Here is an 18096-nt window from a genome sequence, read left to right on the forward strand (position 1 = left end):
GAGATCCTCCGCGACCGATCAGGCTTTGGGCTGGAAGTTGGGGTGAACCACCTGACCGTCGCGGGTGAGGTTGGTGGCCTTGACGAGCTCGTCGTCCCACTTGATCGCCAGCGCCTTCGTCTCCTTGTCGACCAGGGTCTCGATGAAGGCGTAGAGGTTGCGGGCGTAGAGGCTCGAGGCGGTGGCCGCGAGGCGGCCCGGCACGTTGAGGTGGCCGACGATCTTCACGCCGTTGCCGACGGTGACGATCTCGCCCGCCTTGGCGCCGGCGACGTTGCCGCCGCGCTCGACCGCGAGGTCGACGAGCACTGAGCCCGGCTTCATCGAGGCGACCATCTCCTCGGAGACGAGCTTCGGCGCGGGGCGACCCGGAATCAGGGCCGTGGTGATGACGATGTCCTGCTTGGCGATGTGGCCCTTGACCAGTTCCGCCTGCTTCTTCTGGTACTCGGCCGACATCTCCTTGGCGTAGCCGCCCGCGGTCTCGGCCTGCTTGAACTCGTCGTCCTCGACGGCGACGAACTTGGCGCCGAGCGATTCGACCTGTTCCTTGGTGGCGGGGCGCACGTCGGTCGCGGTCACCACCGCGCCCATGCGGCGCGCCGTGGCGATGGCCTGGAGGCCGGCGACGCCGACGCCCATCACGAAGACGCGCGCGGCCGGCACGGTGCCGGCGGCGGTCATCATCATCGGCAAGGAGCGGCCGTACTCGGCGGCGGCGTCGATCACCGCGCGGTAGCCGGCGAGGTTGGCCTGGGAGGACAGCACGTCCATCACCTGCGCGCGGGTGATGCGGGGCATCAGCTCCATGGCGAAGGCGTTGACGCCCGCCTCGGCCATGGCCTTCAGCTCGGCCTCGTGGCCGTAGGGATCCATGATCGCGACGACCGCGGCTCCCTTCTGGACCTTGGCGAGTTCGTCGGCGTTCGGACGGCGGACCTTGAGCACGAGGTCGGCGCCGGACAGGGCCTCCTCGGCACTCCCGGCGATCCTGGCGCCGGCGGCCTCGTACTCGCCATCGGGCACGCCGGCATCGGCGCCGGCCCCCTTCTGGACCGCGACTTCAGCCCCCAGGCCGACGAACTTCCTGATCGTTTCTGGGACGGCCGCGACCCGTGGTTCCGTCGGGTCCGTCTCCGTCAAGACGGCAATACGCATCAGTGGCTCCCGTTCTTACAGCCGCCCTTCGGCGTGCCGGTATCCGAGCTTTCTTCGAAGTCCAGATCTGAAGAAAGGCCGGCCGCGTCGGCCGGCCTGTAAGGTTCGATCCGTCAGCCGAAGGCGAGGACCAGAAGAAGAGCGACGAGAACGAAGGCCTGGACCTTCCAGCCGATGGCCGGAACGAAGGCGCCGACCGCGGCGGCAACCCAGGAGACGAGCACGCCGATGATCGCGGTGATCCACGCCTCGCGCACGCCGCCGATGGCCAGGGCGACGACCCAGCACAGAACCGTGACGGTTCCGATCTCGACGAAGCGGACGAAGCCACGATAGGTCTGCTCGTGGGTCTTCTCATCCATCGCCGGGCTGTAGTTCAGGCCGGTGAGGGTCTTCGTGTCCGCCATAGCGCGCCCGTCCCTGGTCTCGTTCTGCTTGTCACGCGCGGATTTAGCGCAAGGCTACCTCGCCCGCAATCAGCTTGACGGGGGACGGGACGGTCTCGAGCCGGCTTTCCTCAGCCCGGCAGGGGCAGGCCGGCCGCCGACAACGCCGCACCCTGGCGCTCGGTGAGGGTTTCGAGGGAGAAGCGCTCGATCTCCGCCTCGAACAGGCGGTGGTAGTTCAGCGCCGAGCGCAGATGCAGGAACACCGCGCCGAGGCCGACCGCGGCCCGGTCCATGAACACGAATTCCTGGGGCACCGTGACCGGTCCGCGCTCCTTGAGCGCCTGGTGCACCGAGAAGGCTTCGCGCCGTCCGTAGGCGCCGGGATCGATTCCGTCGGCGACGGTGCGGGTGCGGTCTTCGAGCAACGGGCCGTAGATGAAGCGCGCCCAGATGTTGAGGATGTCGATCGTCTCCCGGTCGAGTTTCTTGAAGCCCCACACCTCGTAGGCGTGGACGACACGATCCCTGTCCTCCTCCAGAAGGCCGCGGTAGAGGTCGACCACGCCGCCGACGAAACGCGGGTGGAAGATGCGCACGCAGCCGTAATCGAGCAGGTTGATGCCCTGCGCTTCGCCGCCCTCGGAGAAGACGGTGTAGTTGCCCAGATGCGGATCGCCGTGGATCACCGCGGCGCGACCGAACGGGTGCCACCACGCCCGGAACATCGCCTGGGCGATCCGGTTGCGGATCTCGATCGGGCTGTCGGCGAAGGTCAGGATCCGCTCGCCGTCGAGCCAGCCGAGGGTGAGCAGCCGCTTGGTCGAGAGAGCGGCGTGCACGGTCGGTACGCGCACCGAATCGATGTCCTTGAGCACGCTGCCGTAGAGCGAGGCGTGCTTGGCTTCGCGGCCGTAATCGAGTTCCTCGCGCACCCGCGCACCGATCTCCTTGGCGATCTCGGAGGTATCGAGCCAGGCGTTCATCCGGCGATGCAGGGCGAAGACGACGTGAAGCTGCTTGAGGTCCGCCTCGACCGCCGACTGCATGTCGGGGTACTGGAGCTTGCAGGCCAGCGGCGCGCCGTCGAGCCCCTCGGCGCGGTGGACCTGCCCGAGCGAGGCCGCGGCCGCGGGCCTGAGATCGAAGCGGCCGAAGCGGCTCTGCCAGTCGGCGCCGAGTTCGGCCATCATCCGCCGCTTGACGAAGGCGGCCCCCATCGGCGGGGCGTCGGCCTGGAGTTTCTGAAGCTCGGCGGCGTATTCGGGCGGCAGCAGGTCGGGCACGGTGGCCAGCAGTTGCGCCACCTTCATGATCGGGCCCTTGAGCCCGCCGAGCGCCTGGGCCAGGGCCGCGGCGTTCGTGGGCGCGGCGCCGCCCTTGCCGCCGAACAGGCGGGCCGCCGCCATCCGCGCGGCGACGCCGCCGACATTGGCGCCGACGCTGGCGTAGCGGCTGGCGCGGGCGGTGAAGCGGTTGGCTTCGCGGTCGGTCTCGGCCATCGGGTTCGGGTCAATTCCTGTCGGGACCTGACCGGAGATAGGCACCCCCCGGGGCCGTGCCCAGTGCGATGGGACGGCGCGCCGCGGTCCGCGCTACGCCTTCGGCCGGTTGTCGCAAATCCAGCGGGTCAGACCGGATTCGTCGATCTCGCCCGCGGCGAGGCCGAGGATGACGGCCGTCGCCTCCGCCTGATCGGGCCGGAACGGAACGCTGTTCAGGCGCAGGAACGTGATCATCGCGACAAGCGCGATGCGCCTGTCACCGTCGATGAAGGCATGGTTGCGCGCGAGGCCGAAGGCATAGGCCGCAGCGAGTTCGGCGGGATCGGCCTCCTCGTAGCGCCAGAGGCTGACCGGTCGAGCGAGAGCCGATTCGAGCGCGTTCCCGTCGCGAAGCCCGGCAGGCCCCCGAAACGGGCGAGTTGCTTCTCGTGAGCGGTCCGGACCTCCTTCGTGGTCGGCCAGCGAGGCTCGCTCACTTCGCGAGCGCCCGCAAGGTATCCCGATACTCGTCCATGACTTCATCGACGACCGACATCGCCCGATCGAATTCCGGGTCGTAAGGCGTCAGCCGCACGCCGCCGTGAGGAGATCCTTCGGTAGGATCACGCCCGTCGAGTTTATCGATCTTCTTGACTTCGAGCTGCATCGCGACGCTCCATGTCATACAAAACGTATGAGAGCCTGTTTGACTGCATTGATCCCATCTCGCCCCTCATCCTGAGGTGCCGCGTGAGCGGCCTCGAAGGGTGCTCCAGATCCCGCGCGATTCCTGGAGCCCCCTTCGAGGCCTCCGCTGCGCTCCGGCACCTCAGGATGAGGGTTCAGGATGGGAGTAGGACCTTCCCTCGCCTTGCCGTTGCCTGACGAAGACACGGCGGCCGGTCAAACAGGCTCTGACATGGAGCGGGCGCGTCGGCTATCCTTCCATCGCCTCCAGTTCCGCGATCATCCCCTCGATCATCCCGAGGCCGATCTGCCAGAAGCCGGGATCGCTCGCGTCGAGGCCGAACGGCTCGAGCAGTTCGCCGTAGGGCTTCGAGCCGCCGGCCGAGAGCAGGGCGAAGTAGCGCTCGACGAAGCCGGGCTCGGCGCGGACATAGACGCCGTAGAGCGAGTTCACGAGGCAGTCGCCGAAGGCGTAGGCGTAGACGTAGAACGGCGAATGGACGAAGTGCGGGATGTAGGCCCAGAACGGCTCGTAGCCCTGGTCGAGGGTGATCGCCGGACCGAGGCTCTCCGCCTGCACCGACATCCAGAGCTCGTTGATCCGTTCCGCCGTCAGTTCTCCCTTGGCGCGGGCGAGGTGCACCTTCCGCTCGAACGAGTAGAAGGCGATCTGGCGCACCACCGTGTTGATCATGTCCTCGACCTTGGCCGCCAGCATCGCCCGGCGCTGGGTCGGATCGGTGGTCCCTCCCAGCAGCCGCCGGAAGGTCAGCATCTCGCCGAACACGCTGGCGGTCTCGGCGAGCGTCAGCGGGGTCGGCGCCATCAGCGCGCCGTTGGGGGCGGCCAGCACCTGATGCACGCCGTGGCCGAGTTCGTGGGCGAGCGTCATCACGTCCCGCGGCTTGCCCTGATAGTTGACCAGAACGTAGGGGTGGGCCGAGGGCACCGTCGGGTGCGCGAAGGCGCCGGGCGCCTTGCCGGGTCGGGTCGGCGCATCGATCCAGCCGCCGTCGAAGAATTTCTTTGCGATGCCCGCCATGTCCGGCGAGAAGGCGCCGTAGGCCTCGAGCACCGTATCGCGGGCCTGCGCCCAGGGAATCGTGCGCTGCTCGACCTTCGGCAGCGGGGCGTTGCGGTCCCAGTAGGGCAGGGCCTCGACCCCGAACCACCTGGCCTTGAGCCGGTAGTAGCGGTGCGACAGGCGCGGATAGGCCTCGCGCACGGCCTCGACCAGGGCGGCCACGACCTCCGGCTCGACGCGGTTCGAGAGGTGGCGGGCATCGGCCACGTCCTTGAAGCCGCGCCAGCGGTCGGAGATTTCCTTGTCCTTGGCGAGCGTATTGGTGATCAGCGTGAAGATGCGCAGATTCGCCCGCAGCGTGTCGCCGAGCGCCAGGGCCGCCTCCTTGCGCACGGCGCCGTCCGGATCCTGGAGCTTGTTCAGGGTCGGCTCCAGCGTCAGGCGCTCGCCCTGGACGGGGAAGCGGAGCGCGGCGATCGTCTCGTTGAACAGTCGGTCCCAGGCGGCGCTCGACGTCACCGACTTGTCGAGGAACAGTTTTTCCGTGCGGTCGTCGAGCTGGTACGGCTTCTCGCGCCGCAGGTCCTCGATCCAGGGCCGGTAGCGCGCGAGCGGACCTTCCGCCATCGCCGCATCGAGCACCGCATCGTCGACGCGGTTCAGTTCGAGGCCGAAGAACAGCAGGTCGCCGGAGGCGGTGGTGAGCCGCTCGCGGGTGTCGCCGTAGAACTTGGCGCGGGCCTCGTCCGTGGTGTCGCCGGAATAGACGAGTCCGGCATAGGACATCAGCCGGCCCATCAGATCCTCGATCCGTTCGAAGGTCCGCACCGCCTCGCCGAGGATCGCGGAGGCGTCGGAGCCGGCGGCGATCTCTGCGATGCAGCCGGCATGGCGCTCGGCGAAGGCCCGGCTCTCGGCCTCGGCCCGGTCGAGATCGTCGCGGAAGGCGGTCGAATCGATGCTCGGATAGAGATCGGTCAGATCCCATTCCGGCAGCGGGCCGAGCTCGGCCGCCTGCACTGCAGCGCGCACGGCCGCACTCTCTTCGGTTCCCCGCGGCAGGTCCGCGAAGAGGGCGGGAATCACGGCTCGGCTCGACATGGGGCTGCTTCCTCGGCGCGCTCGGTCCCCGATTCGATGGCGGAGGATGCCTCGGGGCCGGGGCCAGATATCGAGCGCGGCGCCCTCACGATCAACCGAGGCTCGCAATCCCGCGGGCCCGAATCGCGCTCGAAACCGCTGCCATCGCCTTCGGGGGGGAACCGCAGGCTGAATCCGCGGGCATCGTTAAGCGCCGCTTTACGCTCTTGAGCGACCCTGCGCCTCGAAACGAAACAGCCGCCATGCGCCGCCGGACTCCCTCTCGGGACCGTGCCGGTGCGCGGCCGGCCTGAGCGGAAAGCGAGGCGCCCCGCATGTCGACCACCGTTCTCATCATCGACGACGATCCCGTGCAGCGCCGCCTCGCCGAGGCGATGGTGCGCCGCCTCGGATTCGACGCGCGGGTCGCGGAGAACGGCCACGACGGGCTCGACATCCTGCGTTCGGGCGAGAACGTCGACGTCGTGCTGCTCGATCTCGTCATGCCCGGCGGCCTGGACGGGCTCACGGTGCTGGCCGAGATGCGCAAGGGCGGCATCGACACGCCCGTCATCGTGCAGACGTCCAACGGCTCCATCGATGCCGTGGTCAATGCCATGCGCGCGGGCGCCGTCGATTTCGTGGTGAAGCCGGCGGGCGCCGAGCGCTTGCAGGTTTCCATCAAGAACGCCCTGCGGGTCGATCGGCTCGAGGAGGAGGTGCGCCGCATGCGCCGCCGCGCCTCGGGTGCGCTCGGCTTCAAGGATCTCGCCTCGAAGAGCCCGGACATGGACCGGGTGATCCGGCTGGCCGAACGCTCGGCGAAATCGAACATCCCCGTCCTGATCGAGGGCGAATCCGGCGTCGGCAAGGAGGTGCTGGCCCGGGCGATCCAAGGATCGGGCGATCGGCGCGGCAAGCCGTTCGTCACCGTCAATTGCGGCGCGATCCCCGAGAACCTCGTCGAATCCACCCTGTTCGGCCACGAAAAGGGGGCCTTCACCGGCGCCACCGAGCGCCATGTCGGCAAGTTCGTCGAGGCGTCGGGCGGCACGCTGTTCCTCGACGAGATCGGCGAACTGCCCCTCGATGCCCAGGTGAAGCTCCTGCGGGCATTGCAGGAGGGCGAGGTCGATCCGGTCGGCGGCAAGCGTTCGGTGCGCGTCGACATCCGCCTGATCTCGGCGACCAACCGCTCGCTGCTCGACCTCGTGAAGCAGGGCAAGTTCCGCGAGGATCTCTACTACCGCCTCAACGTCTTCCCGATGACGCTGCCGCCCCTTCGCGTGCGGCGCGAGGACATCCCCGACCTCGTGCGCTCGTTCTGCGCCCGCTTCGCGGCGGAGGAGGGCAAGCGCCTGCGCGGCATCACCGCCGAGGCCATGGCGCTGCTCTCGCGCTATCCCTGGCCCGGCAACGTGCGCCAGTTGGAGAACGCGCTGTTTCGCGCGGTCGTGCTCGCCGACGGCGACGAACTGACCGTGGCGGAGTTTCCGCAGATCGCCGCGCAGGTCGAGGGGTTCGACGTGCGCATCCCCCCGCTTCCGGCGCAAGCCGCGCTGCCGGCGGGCGGCCTGGAACCGGTGCGCGAGATCGTGCGCGTCGAGGTGCGCGATCCGCACGCCCTGTCGCTCGTGGTCGAGGACACCGGCGACATGAAGACGATGGAGGTGGTCGAGGCCGAAGTGATCCGCTTCGCCCTGCAATTCTACCGCGGCCGAATGTCCGAAGTGTCCCGCCGCCTCGGAATCGGCCGATCGACCCTCTATCGCAAGCTCAAGGAACTCGGCCTCGACGAGGACGAGCGCTCCGAGGACGCGGCATGAGGCGGGAACTACGATCGAGGCGTGGCCGTTCGTCCTGACGGGAAACTTGACCATTCATCGGGGTGCCCGGCTTGGCCGTGTGGTTGCGCACGGTGGCGCCGTCGTCGATGATCTTTAAGCAGAGTTGCGGCAGTCTCGGCCGTATCCAGGGAGTTGCCGCCATGCGCGCTGCATCGGGAGCCGGACGAAGCGCGGCGCGGGGCCTGTCCGTCGCGCTCGCAGCCCTCCTCGCCTTCAGCCACGCCTCCGCGGCCCGGGCCGAGGAGGCCGCCGCTGCGGATGCCGGCTCCATCATCCGCAAGGCCGCGGTCGATCCGGCCGGCGAGACGTCGTCGTCGGATTCGGCCGTCGAAGCCGCGCCCGCCGTCGAGGCACCGGCACCGTCCGGGGCCCCGGCTCCCGCGCCCGCCGCGGAAGGGCCGCCCGCTCCGGTGGCGCCGAGCGAGCCGCTGCCCGCGGCCGTCTACGCCCGCCTGAACGACGCCGCGCCGCTTCTGCATCGGCTGACCGGCAAGGACAGGGAGGCGATCCAGGCCTTCTACGCGCTCGGCGACTTCAAGCCGGTCTGGATCGAAAACGGCAGCTTCAACGCCGCCGCCAACGCGGCGATCGCGCGGCTGCGCGCGGCGGCGGAGGACGGGCTCGATCCGAACGCCTATCCGGTGCCGGCCATCGGCAAGCTCAGCCGCCCCGACACCGATGCGGAGATCGCCGAGGCCGACCTGAAGCTCTCGGCAGCGCTCGCCCTCTACGCCCGCGATGCCCGGGGCGGGCGGGTCAACCTCGCCTCGATCTCGAAGCTCATCACGCCGAATCTCGATCTGCCGCCGGCCGACACCGTGCTGCCTCGCCTTGCCGCGGCGGGCACCCAGGCCGGGGACGTGCTGCAAGGCTACAACCCGCGCCAGCCGGGCTACCTCGCCCTGAGGAAGCGTCTCGCCAGCCTCCAGGCGGGCCGGACGCAAGGGGTGGCGAGCGTCAAGCTCCCGGACGGGCCGGTGCTCAAGCTCGGCATGAGCGATCCGCGGGTGCCGCTTCTGCGCAGCCGCTTCGGCCTCGACACCCGCGCTGCCGGCACCCTCGATGCCGCGCCCGGCGAACCCGATACCTACGACCGTGCGGTCGCCGATGCGGTGAAGGGCTTCCAACGCAGCCGCGGTCTGCCCGCCAGCGGCACGCTGACGCGCGCCACGGTCGCCGCACTCGCCAATCCGGGCCTGTCGAAGACGAGCGCGAACGAGGCCGACATCCTCGTCAACATGGAGCGCTGGCGCTGGCTGCCGGCCGAGCTCGGGCCGGACTACGTCTTCGTCAACGTGCCGGAATACAAGCTGAAGGTGTTTCGGGGAGGCTCGCTTCGCGACGAGGCCCGCGTGATCGTCGGCAAGCCGACGAGCCCGACGCCGATCTTCTCGGGGATGATGGAATACGCCGTCGTCAACCCGTCCTGGTACGTGCCGCCCTCGATCCTCAAGCAGATGCTGGCCTCGGGCCGCACCGCCGGGTTCGAGGTGGTCCGCCGCGGCAACGCGGTCTCCCTGCGCCAGCCGCCGGGCGAGCGGAACGCGCTCGGCTTCATCAAGTTCATGTTCCCCAACCAGCACTCGGTCTACCTGCACGACACGCCGAACCGCTCGCTGTTCTCGGCTTCGACCCGGGCCTTCAGCCACGGCTGCGTGCGCGTGGACGACCCGTTCCGCTTCGCCGACGCCGTGCTTCCGAACTGGACGGAGGAGCGGCTCAAGAAGCTGGTCGGCAAGGGCGAGCGGACGCTGCGCCTGCCGGAGAAGCTGCCGGTCCATCTCGCCTACTTCACCGCCGAGGTGGACGATCTCGGCTCCTACCGCACGCTGCCCGACCTCTACGGCTACGACGGGCCGATGAAGGTCGCCCTCGGCCTCGCCGCCCGCTCCGACGCCGTGGCGAGGGCGCCCGCGGCCGGCAAGCGCCCGGCGGCGGACGCGTCGCGGAACACGCGTCGGGAAGCCTCCCGCAACGCGTCGGCCCATGCGACCACCCGCGAGGTGCGCGGCGAGCGTCCCCGGGTCCCGCGCCGCGCGCCCGACATGTTCGGCGACCCGTGGAGCGGACAGGCCTACGAATACCCGCAGCGCAGCTACTGGTAGGCGGAATCGTCGCGTCGATTCCCGCGCAGATCGGGGGAGGCGACACGGCACGCGGGACAGCGTGCGGCTGCGCCCTTGCGAGGCTCTTTTTTGCCACGGTTGGCCCGTAGCCGTCGCGGGAGACGGCGAGCAGCACGGGCCCCGACGACCCGCCTTTCCCGGTCATCGAGCCACCTTTGCGCCCACCGCGACGTCGCCGACGCCGCGGCCGTCCCGCGAGGGTAAGGACCATGCTGCGCACGATCCGGGACCGCCTGACGTCGAGCCGCATCGTGCCGCCGGCCTCTCGCCTGAAGCGTGCCGCTTCCGCGGCCGGCGCCATGGCCGCCCTGCTGCTGGCCGGCACGGCCGAGACGCAGAACGCCGTCGCCAACGGCGACACCCGCAGCCTCTCCATGGTGCACGAGCACACGGGCGAGAGCCTGACCGTCACGTTCAAGCGGGACGGGCGCTACGACCGCGCCGCCCTCGACCAGCTCAACTGGCTCCTGCGCGACTGGCGCGAGAACGAATCGGTCAAGATGGACCCGCGCCTGTTCGACGTGGTGTGGGAGGCCCAGCGTTCCATCGGCTCGACCGCGCCCCTGCGCATCGTCTGCGGCTACCGAAGCCCGAAGACCAACGGAATGCTGCGCCGCCGCTCGTCGGGCGTGGCCGAGACCAGCCAGCACATGCTCGGCAAGGCCATGGACTTCTTCATGACCGACGCCTCGATCGACCAGATCCGCGCGACGGGCATGCGGATGCAGCGCGGCGGCGTCGGCTGGTATCCCCGCTCCGGCTCGCCCTTCGTGCATCTCGATGTGGGCTCGGTGCGCTCCTGGCCGCGCATGAGCCACGACCAGCTCGCCCGCCTGTTCCCGGACGGCAAGACCGTCCACCTGCCCGCCGACGGCAAGCCGCTCGGCCGCTACGAGGAGGCCCGCGCCGAGATCCTGGCCCGCGGCGGCACCGTGCTCGGCTACACCGCCGTCGCCAGCGCCGACGAGATCGACGACGGGCCGGGCCTGAAGGGCTTCTTCGCCTCGCTGTTCGGCGGCGGGAGCGCGGCCGACGCGCCGCCGGCGGCGCTCGCCAACGCGCCCGCTCCGTCGAAGGCGCGGACGAAGCCGAGCATCGCCGTGGCGAGTGCCGATCCCGCCGACGGGGCTGGCGCCGCGCAGGCGATGGCCTATGCCGCGCCGAACGCCTCCGAGGCCCTGCGCGCAACGAGTCCGCGCCGCGACGGTGCCTCGGCGAAGGAACTGCTCACCGGCGAGATCGAGCAGGCGGTGGTCGCGCCGCTGCCGCCGCGCCGTCCCTCGGAACTGGCCGTGGTCGCCGCCGCGCTGACCATCCCGCTGCCGCCGCAGCGCCCGGTGCAACTCGCCTCCCTCGACGGTGAGAGACTTGGCGGCATGGCGCATGTGGCCGAGGCGGCCGCCGAAGCACCGGCGGAGCCTGCCACCGAGAGCGCCACCGCGACGCACCTCGTCCCGGCCGACGCCAACCCGCGCGAACAGGTCCGCGGCCTGTTCTTCGCGGCGATGCAAGGCGTGTCCGAACCCGCTTCGCCGACCGTCCCCGTCAGGGTGGCGCTGGCACGCCCGCGTCCCGACGAGACGCCGCCGGCCGACGCCCTGCACGGCCGGCCGATCGCGCTCGCGGCGAGCCGGTTCTCGACGCGGCCGGAGCCGGCGGTCCTGTCCGCGGCGCGCTTCACCGGCTCCGCGACGCAGATGCCGTCCACCGCCCGTTGACGCCGCCGGCGACCGCGCCACGTCGGGGTCTTCCAGACGGGAATCCCCGATGCTGCTCTACGAGCATCCGCTCTCCTCCTACGCCCAGAAGATCAAGATCGCGCTTCGCGAGAAGGGCGTGCCGTTCAAGGCGGAACTGCCCGAGAGCTTCGGCACCGGCCGCGGCGACGGCCCCTTCGCCGCCGCCAACCCCCGCACCGAGGTGCCGGTGCTGATCGACGGCGACGTGTCGATCTTCGAATCGACCGTGATCCTCGAATACGTCGAGGAGCGCTGGCCCGAACCGCCGCTGCTGCCGCGCGATCCGGCCGCCCGCGCCTTCGCCCGGCTGACCGAGGAGATCTGCGACACGCAGTACGAGGCGGTGAACTGGGGTTTCGGCGAGGTTTTGTGGTTCCGCCGCGCCACCGGTGAACTGGCCGACCATCTCCGGGCTCGGGCGGCGGCGCAGACGCGCACGCTGCAAGCCTGGCTCTCGCAACGCCTCGGCGCGGCCGAGTGGTTCGGCGGGGAACGCTTCGGCTGGGCCGACGCCGCGGCGGCGCCGATGGTCAACCGCTCGGTGCATTACGGATTGGGGCCGGAGCCCGGCACGGCGCTCGCCCGCTGGCACGCGCGGATCGGGAAGCGCCCGTCCGTGGCGGCGACCTTCGCCGAGTTCGACGCCGCGGCGGAGAAGATGGCCGCCGCCTCCGACCTCTACACGACGGGCGGGCGACGCCGCGAGTACCGCGACCACCGGCTCGAATGGATGGTCAAGTCCGGCGGGGTCGAAGTGGTGCTGGCGGGCCTGCGCGACGGCAACATCCGCTTTCCCTGGCCGGAGGCCTGAGCGGCCTCCGGTTCGCTTCGCGCGGACGCTCAGGCCCGCTCGGCGTGCTCGCGGGTGACGAAGGCGATGCGCACCATGTTGGTGGCGCCCGGAATGCCGAACGGCACGCCCGCCACGACGATCACCCGGTCGCCGATCTCGGCGAAGCGCTCGCGCACGGCGAACTTCGCGGCGCGGAAGGCCATGTCGTCCACGTCGCTCGCGTCCTTGGTGACGATCGGGTGCACGCCCCAGGCCATGGTCAGGCGGCGCGCCGTCTCGCGCTTCGGCGTCAGGGCGATGACGCTGGCGTTGGGCCGCGCCCGCGCGACCCGCAGCACCGTCGAGCCCGAATGGGTCCAGGCCATGATCGAGCGCAGCCCGAGCGCATCGACGATCTGGTGCGCGGCCGCGGCGATGGCGTCGGAGGCGGTCGGCTCCGGTTCGGAGCGCTGCGCCATCAGGATCGACCAGTACAGCGCGTCGCGCTCCACCTGCTCGGCGATGCGGTTCATGGTGGCGATCGCCTCGACCGGGAACTGACCGGCGGCACTCTCGGCCGAGAGCATCACCGCGTCCGCACCCTCGTAGACGGCCGTCGCGACGTCCGAGACCTCGGCGCGGGTCGGCACCGGCGCGATGATCATCGATTCGAGCATCTGCGTCGCGACGACGACCGGCTTGCCGAGCCGGCGCGCGCCGCGGGTGATGCGCTTCTGCACGCCCGGCACCTGTTCGAGCGGCATCTCCACGCCGAGATCGCCGCGGGCGACCATGATGCCGTCGGAGATCTCGATGATCTCGTCGAGGCGCGACAGCGCCTGCGGCTTCTCGATCTTGGCCATGACCAGGGCGCGCCCGGCGGCCACCTTCTTCACCTCGGCCACGTCCTCGGGACGCTGCACGAAGGAGACGGCGATCCAGTCGGCACCGGCCGCCAGGCCCGCGTCCAGATCGCCGCGATCCTTCTCGGTCATCGCCGGCAGCGGCAGCACCGTGTGCGGCAGCGACACGCCCTTGCGGTTCGAGATGCGGCCGCCGACCTCGACGCGGGTGACGGCACGGCCCTCGCTCACCTCGGTGACGACGAGGCGGAGCTTGCCGTCGTCGATCAGGATTCCGTGATCGGGTTCGAGCGCCGAGAGGATCTCGGGATGGGGCAGGTAGACGCGATCGGCATTGCCCGGCGCCGGGTCCGAATCGAGCACGAAGGTCTGGCCGTTCTCGATCACGGCGGCGTCGCCGGCGAAGGTGCCGAGCCGCAGCTTCGGGCCCTGGAGGTCGACGAGGATGCCGATCGGGCGCTTGGCTTCGCGCTCGATCGTGCGGATCACCTCGATCCGCTCGGGCAGCTTCTCGCGGGCCAGGTGGCTCATGTTGATGCGGAAGACGTCCGCACCGGCGTGGAACAACTTCTCGATCATCTCCGGCGTGTCGGATGCCGGGCCGAGGGTTGCGACGATCTTGGTGCGGCGCGAGCGCTTCACGGTTGAGCCTCCATCGACCCGCTGGACCCGCCGGTCGCGGACATCGCGCGCGGGAACGGCCCGGCATGGTGAGCGGCGCTCCGAGGATGGCACCGTTGGCCGGACGGGGGCTTGCGGGCCACAAGCATCCCTCCATCCCGCAGGTCAAGGCCGGACCCGCGGCCTGCGTCGGGAAATTTCCGGTAAGGGGAACCTTTGCTTCGAAACGATGTTCTTTCCGCCGCTCGACTTCGGGAGTTCGGAGGTTCAACGCTGCGTAAATGCAACTCACGCGGCATCTTCGCTGCGTGTTGCTGGAAAGTCATAGGCAGCTTGGCCGCATCGCTGGTAGCGTCCGGCCCAGAAATCAGCATTGCACAAGGCGGATCCACCCGTGATCAGAGCATTCCTTCTGGGCTGCGCCGCGGCCCTCGCGACCACCGCGGCCGGCGCCGCCGACCTGCCGCGCCGCGAGGCTCCGCCGATCGCCTTCACCCCGGTCCCGGTCTTCACCTGGACCGGCTTCTACGCCGGCCTGCACACCGGCTACGCCTTCACCGACAACACCAACATCCGCACCAGCGGCAACGACGCGTTCACCGCCGCCAACGTGGCCGCCGGTCGCCGTCCCGCGTCCCTCAAGAGCGAGGTCGACGGCTTCTCCCGCATCGGCGGCGGCTTCGGCTACAACTATCAGTTCACGCCGGGCTCCGGCTTCGTCGCGGGCCTCGCCTTCGACGTGACCTGGCTCGACCTCGACAAGCGCACCGGCTTCTACGGCACGCCGAACCCGACCGTCGGCAACGCCAGCGTCTATACGCAGAACCTCAACTTCCTCGGCACCGTGAACGGCCGCCTCGGCTACGCCTTCGACCGGTTCCTCGTGTACGGCACCGGCGGTCTCGCCTTCGGTCAGGTCGACTACAGCGCCGAGTTCTACAATCCGGGTGCGACCGTCCTGCAGTACGCCGGCGGTGGCCGCAGGATCTTCGAGACCGGCTACAACTACGGTGGCGGCATCGAGTACGCGATCCCGGCCGACAGCTTCCTCAACTACTTCGCCTTCGGCCGGCTCCTCGGCATCCAGTCCGACGTGACGATCAAGGCCGAGTACATCCGCTACGACCTCGGCAGCCGCAACGTCCTGGTCAACCAGACCGCCGCGATCCCGCCGGGCTCCTACACCTCGCGCTTCTCCACCGAGGGCAGCCTGATCCGCGCCGGCTTCAATTACAAGTTCGGCGGCCTCTGAGCCTCGAAGCCAGCATCCGAATGAAACGAAAGCGGGCGCCTCATCGAGGCGCCCGCTTTCGTTCGTGCCATGCAGAAGACCGTCACCGGCAGCCGGTACTGCCGGTGAGGCGGGGTTGCCCCTCCGGATTCACGGCTCCTTGAAGCCGTAATCCGGCACGCCCTCCTCGTTGCCGTAGTACTTGTAGGGCAGGAACTTGCCCGACATGGCGAGCTTGACCCGGTCGCCCTTGTTGTTGGGCTCGCGCTCCATGGTCATGTTGAAATCGATCGCCGACATGATGCCGTCGCCGAATTCCTCTTGGATCAACTCCTTCCACGTCGTGCCGTAGACCATCACCAGCTCGTAGAAGCGGTAGATGAGCGGATCGGTCGGGGGCATCTGCGGGATCGAGCCGCGATAGGGCGCCTCGTTCAGCATCCGCTCCTCGGCTTGGCTGAGGCCGAACAGCTCGGCCGCCTTCTTCGCTTGCGCCTTCGGCAGCTTCATCTGGCCCATGCAGGCGGCGGTGATCAGGATCGGCGAGAGGCCGCCGATCGCCTCCTGGATGTGCTTCCAGGTCCAACCCTTCTCGCGCTTGATGTCGAGGAGCTTCTCGGTCAGGTCTTCGCGCTTCACGCTCTTCTCCCTGTCTGTCTCGGACGGATTGCATTCGTGTTGGCCGTCCGGTTGCCTTGGGGGCTCGGCATCCGAACGGCCGCACCGCCGCCGGCCCTGAGGCCGAGGCGGAATTCGAAGCGACGCTGCGGGCAGGGCCGCCCTGAGCCGAAGGTCGCGCTGCTTGAGGAAGCGCAAGCGGCATGCCACGCGATCCTCGTCGAGAAAAATGAATGAATGCAGGTTGTTGGCGTCAAGGAGCAGAACTACGAGATTTCGTGTATGACGAGATTTCGTCATATGTTCGCGAGATCTCGTCGTGCCTGAAACCGTCTCGGTCCAACCGTCACCCGCGCCCTACGGTCCGGCCTTCGCGGAGAACCGGGACGCCATGCTCGTGTTCGAGCCGCTCACCGACCGCGTCGCCGCCGCGAACCCGGCCGCCGCGCGGCTGCTCGGTCATACCTACGCCGATCTTCGGTCGATGTCGGTGAGCGCCCTGCATCCGGATCAGCGGCCGGCTCTCGTCGTGTTCACGCAAGGGGTGCTCGCCAAGGGGCAGTGGTGGACGCACGCACTCACGCCCCGCCACGGTGCCGGCAGGGCGCTGCGGCTCGAATACTCCGCCTCCCTGCTCTCCGGCGAGCCGATCCGGATTCTCGTGACGCTCTCCGATCTCGATGCGCGCGAGCGCCGCCGCATCGACCGGGAGGCGGAGGAGCACATGCGCGCCGGCCTGCCGGAATGGCAGCGGATGGAGCGCATCTTCCGCGATATCGAGCGCGGCAACCGCCTGATCCTGCGGGCGGCGGGGGAGGGGATCTATGGGGTCAATGCCGAGGGCGTGACGACTTTCGTCAACCCGGCGGCGGAGCGCATGCTCGGCTGGAACTCGGCCGATCTGGTGGGCAAGGACATGCACGCCACCGTCCACCACACCCGTGCGGGCGGCGCGCATTACCCGCACCACGACTGCCCGATCTACGCCGCCTTCCGCGACGGCGCCGTGCATCAGGTCGATGACGAGGTGTTCTGGCGCCGGGACGGCACCTGCTTTCCCGTCGAGTACACCTCGACGCCGATCCGCGAGTGCGGCCGGTTGCTCGGTGCGGTGATCGTGTTCCGCGACGTCAGCCAGCGCCGGGAAGCGGAGGAGCGGTTGAGATCGGCGCTCGCCGAGGTCGATTCCCTGCGCGAGCGCCTGGAGGAGGAGAACGCCTACCTCAAGGAGGAAATCCGGGCCGAGAGCCGGCATCGGGGCATCATCGGCCGCAGTCCGGCCGCCGAGGCGGTGCTGCGGCAGATCGATCTGGTGGCCGGCACCGACGCCACCGTCCTCGTGACCGGGGAATCGGGGACCGGCAAGGAACTGATCGCCCGGGCGATCCACGAGGCGAGCCGGCGTCGCACCCGGCCCCTGATTCGCGTGAACTGCGCCGCGATCCCGCGCGACCTGTTCGAGAGCGAGTTCTTCGGCCATGCCAGGGGCGCCTTCACCGGGGCCCTGCGCGACCGGATCGGGCGCTTCGAACTCGCCGACGGCGGCACGCTGTTCCTCGACGAGGTCGGCGAAATCCCGCTCGACCTCCAGGGCAAGCTGCTGCGCGTGCTGCAGGAGCGCCAGTTCGAGCGCGTCGGCGAGGAGCGCACCCGGGCCGTCGACGTCCGGCTGATCGCCGCGACCAATCGCGATCTGAAGGAGGAGGTGCGCCGCGGGCGCTTCCGCGAGGACCTGTACTTCCGCCTCAACGTCTTTCCGATCGCCTCCGCCCCGTTGCGGGAGCGGCGCGAGGACGTGCCGCTGATCGCGCAGCACGTTCTCAGAAGCGCGGCACGGCGCCTCAACCGGTCCGATCTGCGCCTGACCGAGGCCGATGCCCGCCGCCTCGCCCGCTACGATTGGCCGGGCAACGTGCGCGAGTTGGAAAACGTGATCGAGCGTGCCGCCATCCTCGCCGAGCGGGGACGCCTGCGCTTCGATCTGCCGGAGCCGTGTCCTGCCGGTCCGGCGGCGCCGTCGCGCCCGCCTCCCGAGGCCGCCGCCCGCCCTCTCACCGAGGACGAGCGTCGCTCCCGTGCCCGGGGCGAGATCGAGGCGGCCCTGCAAATGAGCGGCGGGAAGGTGTCCGGAGCCGGCGGCGCGGCCGCGCTGATGGGATTGAAACCCACGACGCTGCGTTCACGCATGAAGGTGCTCGGCATCGAGCAAGCCTGACCGAACGCGGCGACACCTTCGCCCGATGACCGAAAGACGTCGTTCGCAGGGCTGTCATTCGACCCTGCTTGAGTATCATTCGACACGTCCCGCCCGAGCCGCCCCCAACGGGGGATCGTCGCTCGCGTGGAAAGCGGTATGAGAATGCCTCACGAAACTCCCGGTCACCGATCGTTTCCCTTCGGGCGCGTCGGCGCAGCGGAAGTTTCGTGAGAGACACTGAGCCGCAGCCGAGCGATGTTTTG

The 18096-nt window shown here is 69.6% G+C and carries 13 protein-coding genes and 1 pseudogene; 6 read left to right on the forward strand and 8 right to left on the reverse strand.

The annotated features are described in order from the left end of the window. Positions 1 to 18 precede the first annotated feature (18 nt). The 6 genes and pseudogenes from PGN25_19215 to PGN25_19240 all read right to left on the reverse strand — a co-directional run bounded on the left by PGN25_19215 (position 19) and on the right by PGN25_19240 (position 5840). A complete protein-coding gene (locus PGN25_19215) occupies positions 19 to 1158 on the reverse strand; it encodes a Re/Si-specific NAD(P)(+) transhydrogenase subunit alpha (GenBank protein MEH3119647.1) in 1140 nt (379 codons plus the stop codon). Positions 1159 to 1271: 113 nt separating this feature from the next. Then, the gene (locus PGN25_19220; GenBank protein ID MEH3119648.1) at positions 1272 to 1565 is read right to left on the reverse strand and encodes an aa3-type cytochrome c oxidase subunit IV; all 294 of its coding nucleotides are present in this window, start codon (positions 1563 to 1565) and stop codon (positions 1272 to 1274) included. Positions 1566 to 1675: 110 nt separating this feature from the next. Next, on the reverse strand, positions 1676 to 3046 hold the full coding sequence (locus tag PGN25_19225; GenBank protein ID MEH3119649.1) for an AarF/ABC1/UbiB kinase family protein: 1371 nt from the start codon (positions 3044 to 3046) through the stop codon (positions 1676 to 1678). A gap of 93 nt (positions 3047 to 3139) precedes the next feature. Further along, a pseudogene (locus PGN25_19230) lies at positions 3140 to 3525 on the reverse strand (type II toxin-antitoxin system death-on-curing family toxin). After that, positions 3522 to 3695, reverse strand: coding sequence for an AbrB family transcriptional regulator (locus PGN25_19235; protein MEH3119650.1), 174 nt, complete (start codon positions 3693 to 3695; stop codon positions 3522 to 3524). Before PGN25_19235 ends, PGN25_19230 begins: the two are co-directional and overlap by 4 nt. A 270-nt stretch (positions 3696 to 3965) precedes the next feature. Next, positions 3966 to 5840, reverse strand: a complete 1875-nt coding sequence (locus PGN25_19240; protein MEH3119651.1) for a M3 family oligoendopeptidase — start codon at positions 5838 to 5840, stop codon at positions 3966 to 3968. Between the two features lie 314 nt (positions 5841 to 6154). Here PGN25_19240 and PGN25_19245 point away from each other — a divergent pair, with 314 nt between their 5' ends. The 4 genes from PGN25_19245 (at position 6155) to PGN25_19260 (ending at position 12342) form a co-directional block, all read left to right on the forward strand. Beyond that, entirely contained in the window at positions 6155 to 7645 is a 1491-nt protein-coding gene (locus tag PGN25_19245; GenBank protein MEH3119652.1) for a sigma-54 dependent transcriptional regulator, read from the forward strand. A 161-nt stretch (positions 7646 to 7806) separates the two neighbouring features. Beyond that, positions 7807 to 9771 (forward strand): L,D-transpeptidase family protein, encoded by a 1965-nt coding sequence (locus PGN25_19250; protein ID MEH3119653.1) that lies wholly within the window; start codon positions 7807 to 7809, stop codon positions 9769 to 9771. 230 nt (positions 9772 to 10001) lie between these two features. Beyond that, positions 10002 to 11510 (forward strand): DUF882 domain-containing protein, encoded by a 1509-nt coding sequence (locus tag PGN25_19255; GenBank protein MEH3119654.1) that lies wholly within the window; start codon positions 10002 to 10004, stop codon positions 11508 to 11510. Positions 11511 to 11559: 49 nt separating this feature from the next. Beyond that, positions 11560 to 12342 (forward strand): glutathione S-transferase family protein, encoded by a 783-nt coding sequence (locus PGN25_19260; protein MEH3119655.1) that lies wholly within the window; start codon positions 11560 to 11562, stop codon positions 12340 to 12342. A gap of 29 nt (positions 12343 to 12371) precedes the next feature. Here PGN25_19260 and pyk read toward each other — a convergent pair whose 3' ends face one another. Beyond that, the gene (gene pyk, locus PGN25_19265) at positions 12372 to 13808 is read right to left on the reverse strand and encodes a pyruvate kinase (protein MEH3119656.1); all 1437 of its coding nucleotides are present in this window, start codon (positions 13806 to 13808) and stop codon (positions 12372 to 12374) included. Between the two features lie 373 nt (positions 13809 to 14181). Between pyk and PGN25_19270 the strand changes: the two genes are divergently transcribed. Beyond that, the gene (locus PGN25_19270; protein ID MEH3119657.1) at positions 14182 to 15039 is read left to right on the forward strand and encodes a porin family protein; all 858 of its coding nucleotides are present in this window, start codon (positions 14182 to 14184) and stop codon (positions 15037 to 15039) included. Positions 15040 to 15168: 129 nt separating this feature from the next. Here PGN25_19270 and cynS read toward each other — a convergent pair whose 3' ends face one another. Further along, positions 15169 to 15657, reverse strand: coding sequence for a cyanase (cynS, locus tag PGN25_19275; GenBank protein MEH3119658.1), 489 nt, complete (start codon positions 15655 to 15657; stop codon positions 15169 to 15171). 370 nt (positions 15658 to 16027) lie between these two features. Here cynS and PGN25_19280 point away from each other — a divergent pair, with 370 nt between their 5' ends. Then, the gene (locus tag PGN25_19280) at positions 16028 to 17851 is read left to right on the forward strand and encodes a sigma 54-interacting transcriptional regulator (GenBank protein ID MEH3119659.1); all 1824 of its coding nucleotides are present in this window, start codon (positions 16028 to 16030) and stop codon (positions 17849 to 17851) included. The last annotated feature ends 245 nt before the right edge of the window (positions 17852 to 18096 follow it).

The organism is Methylorubrum populi (assembly GCA_036946625.1).
GTDB lineage: Bacteria > Pseudomonadota > Alphaproteobacteria > Rhizobiales > Beijerinckiaceae > Methylobacterium > Methylobacterium populi_C.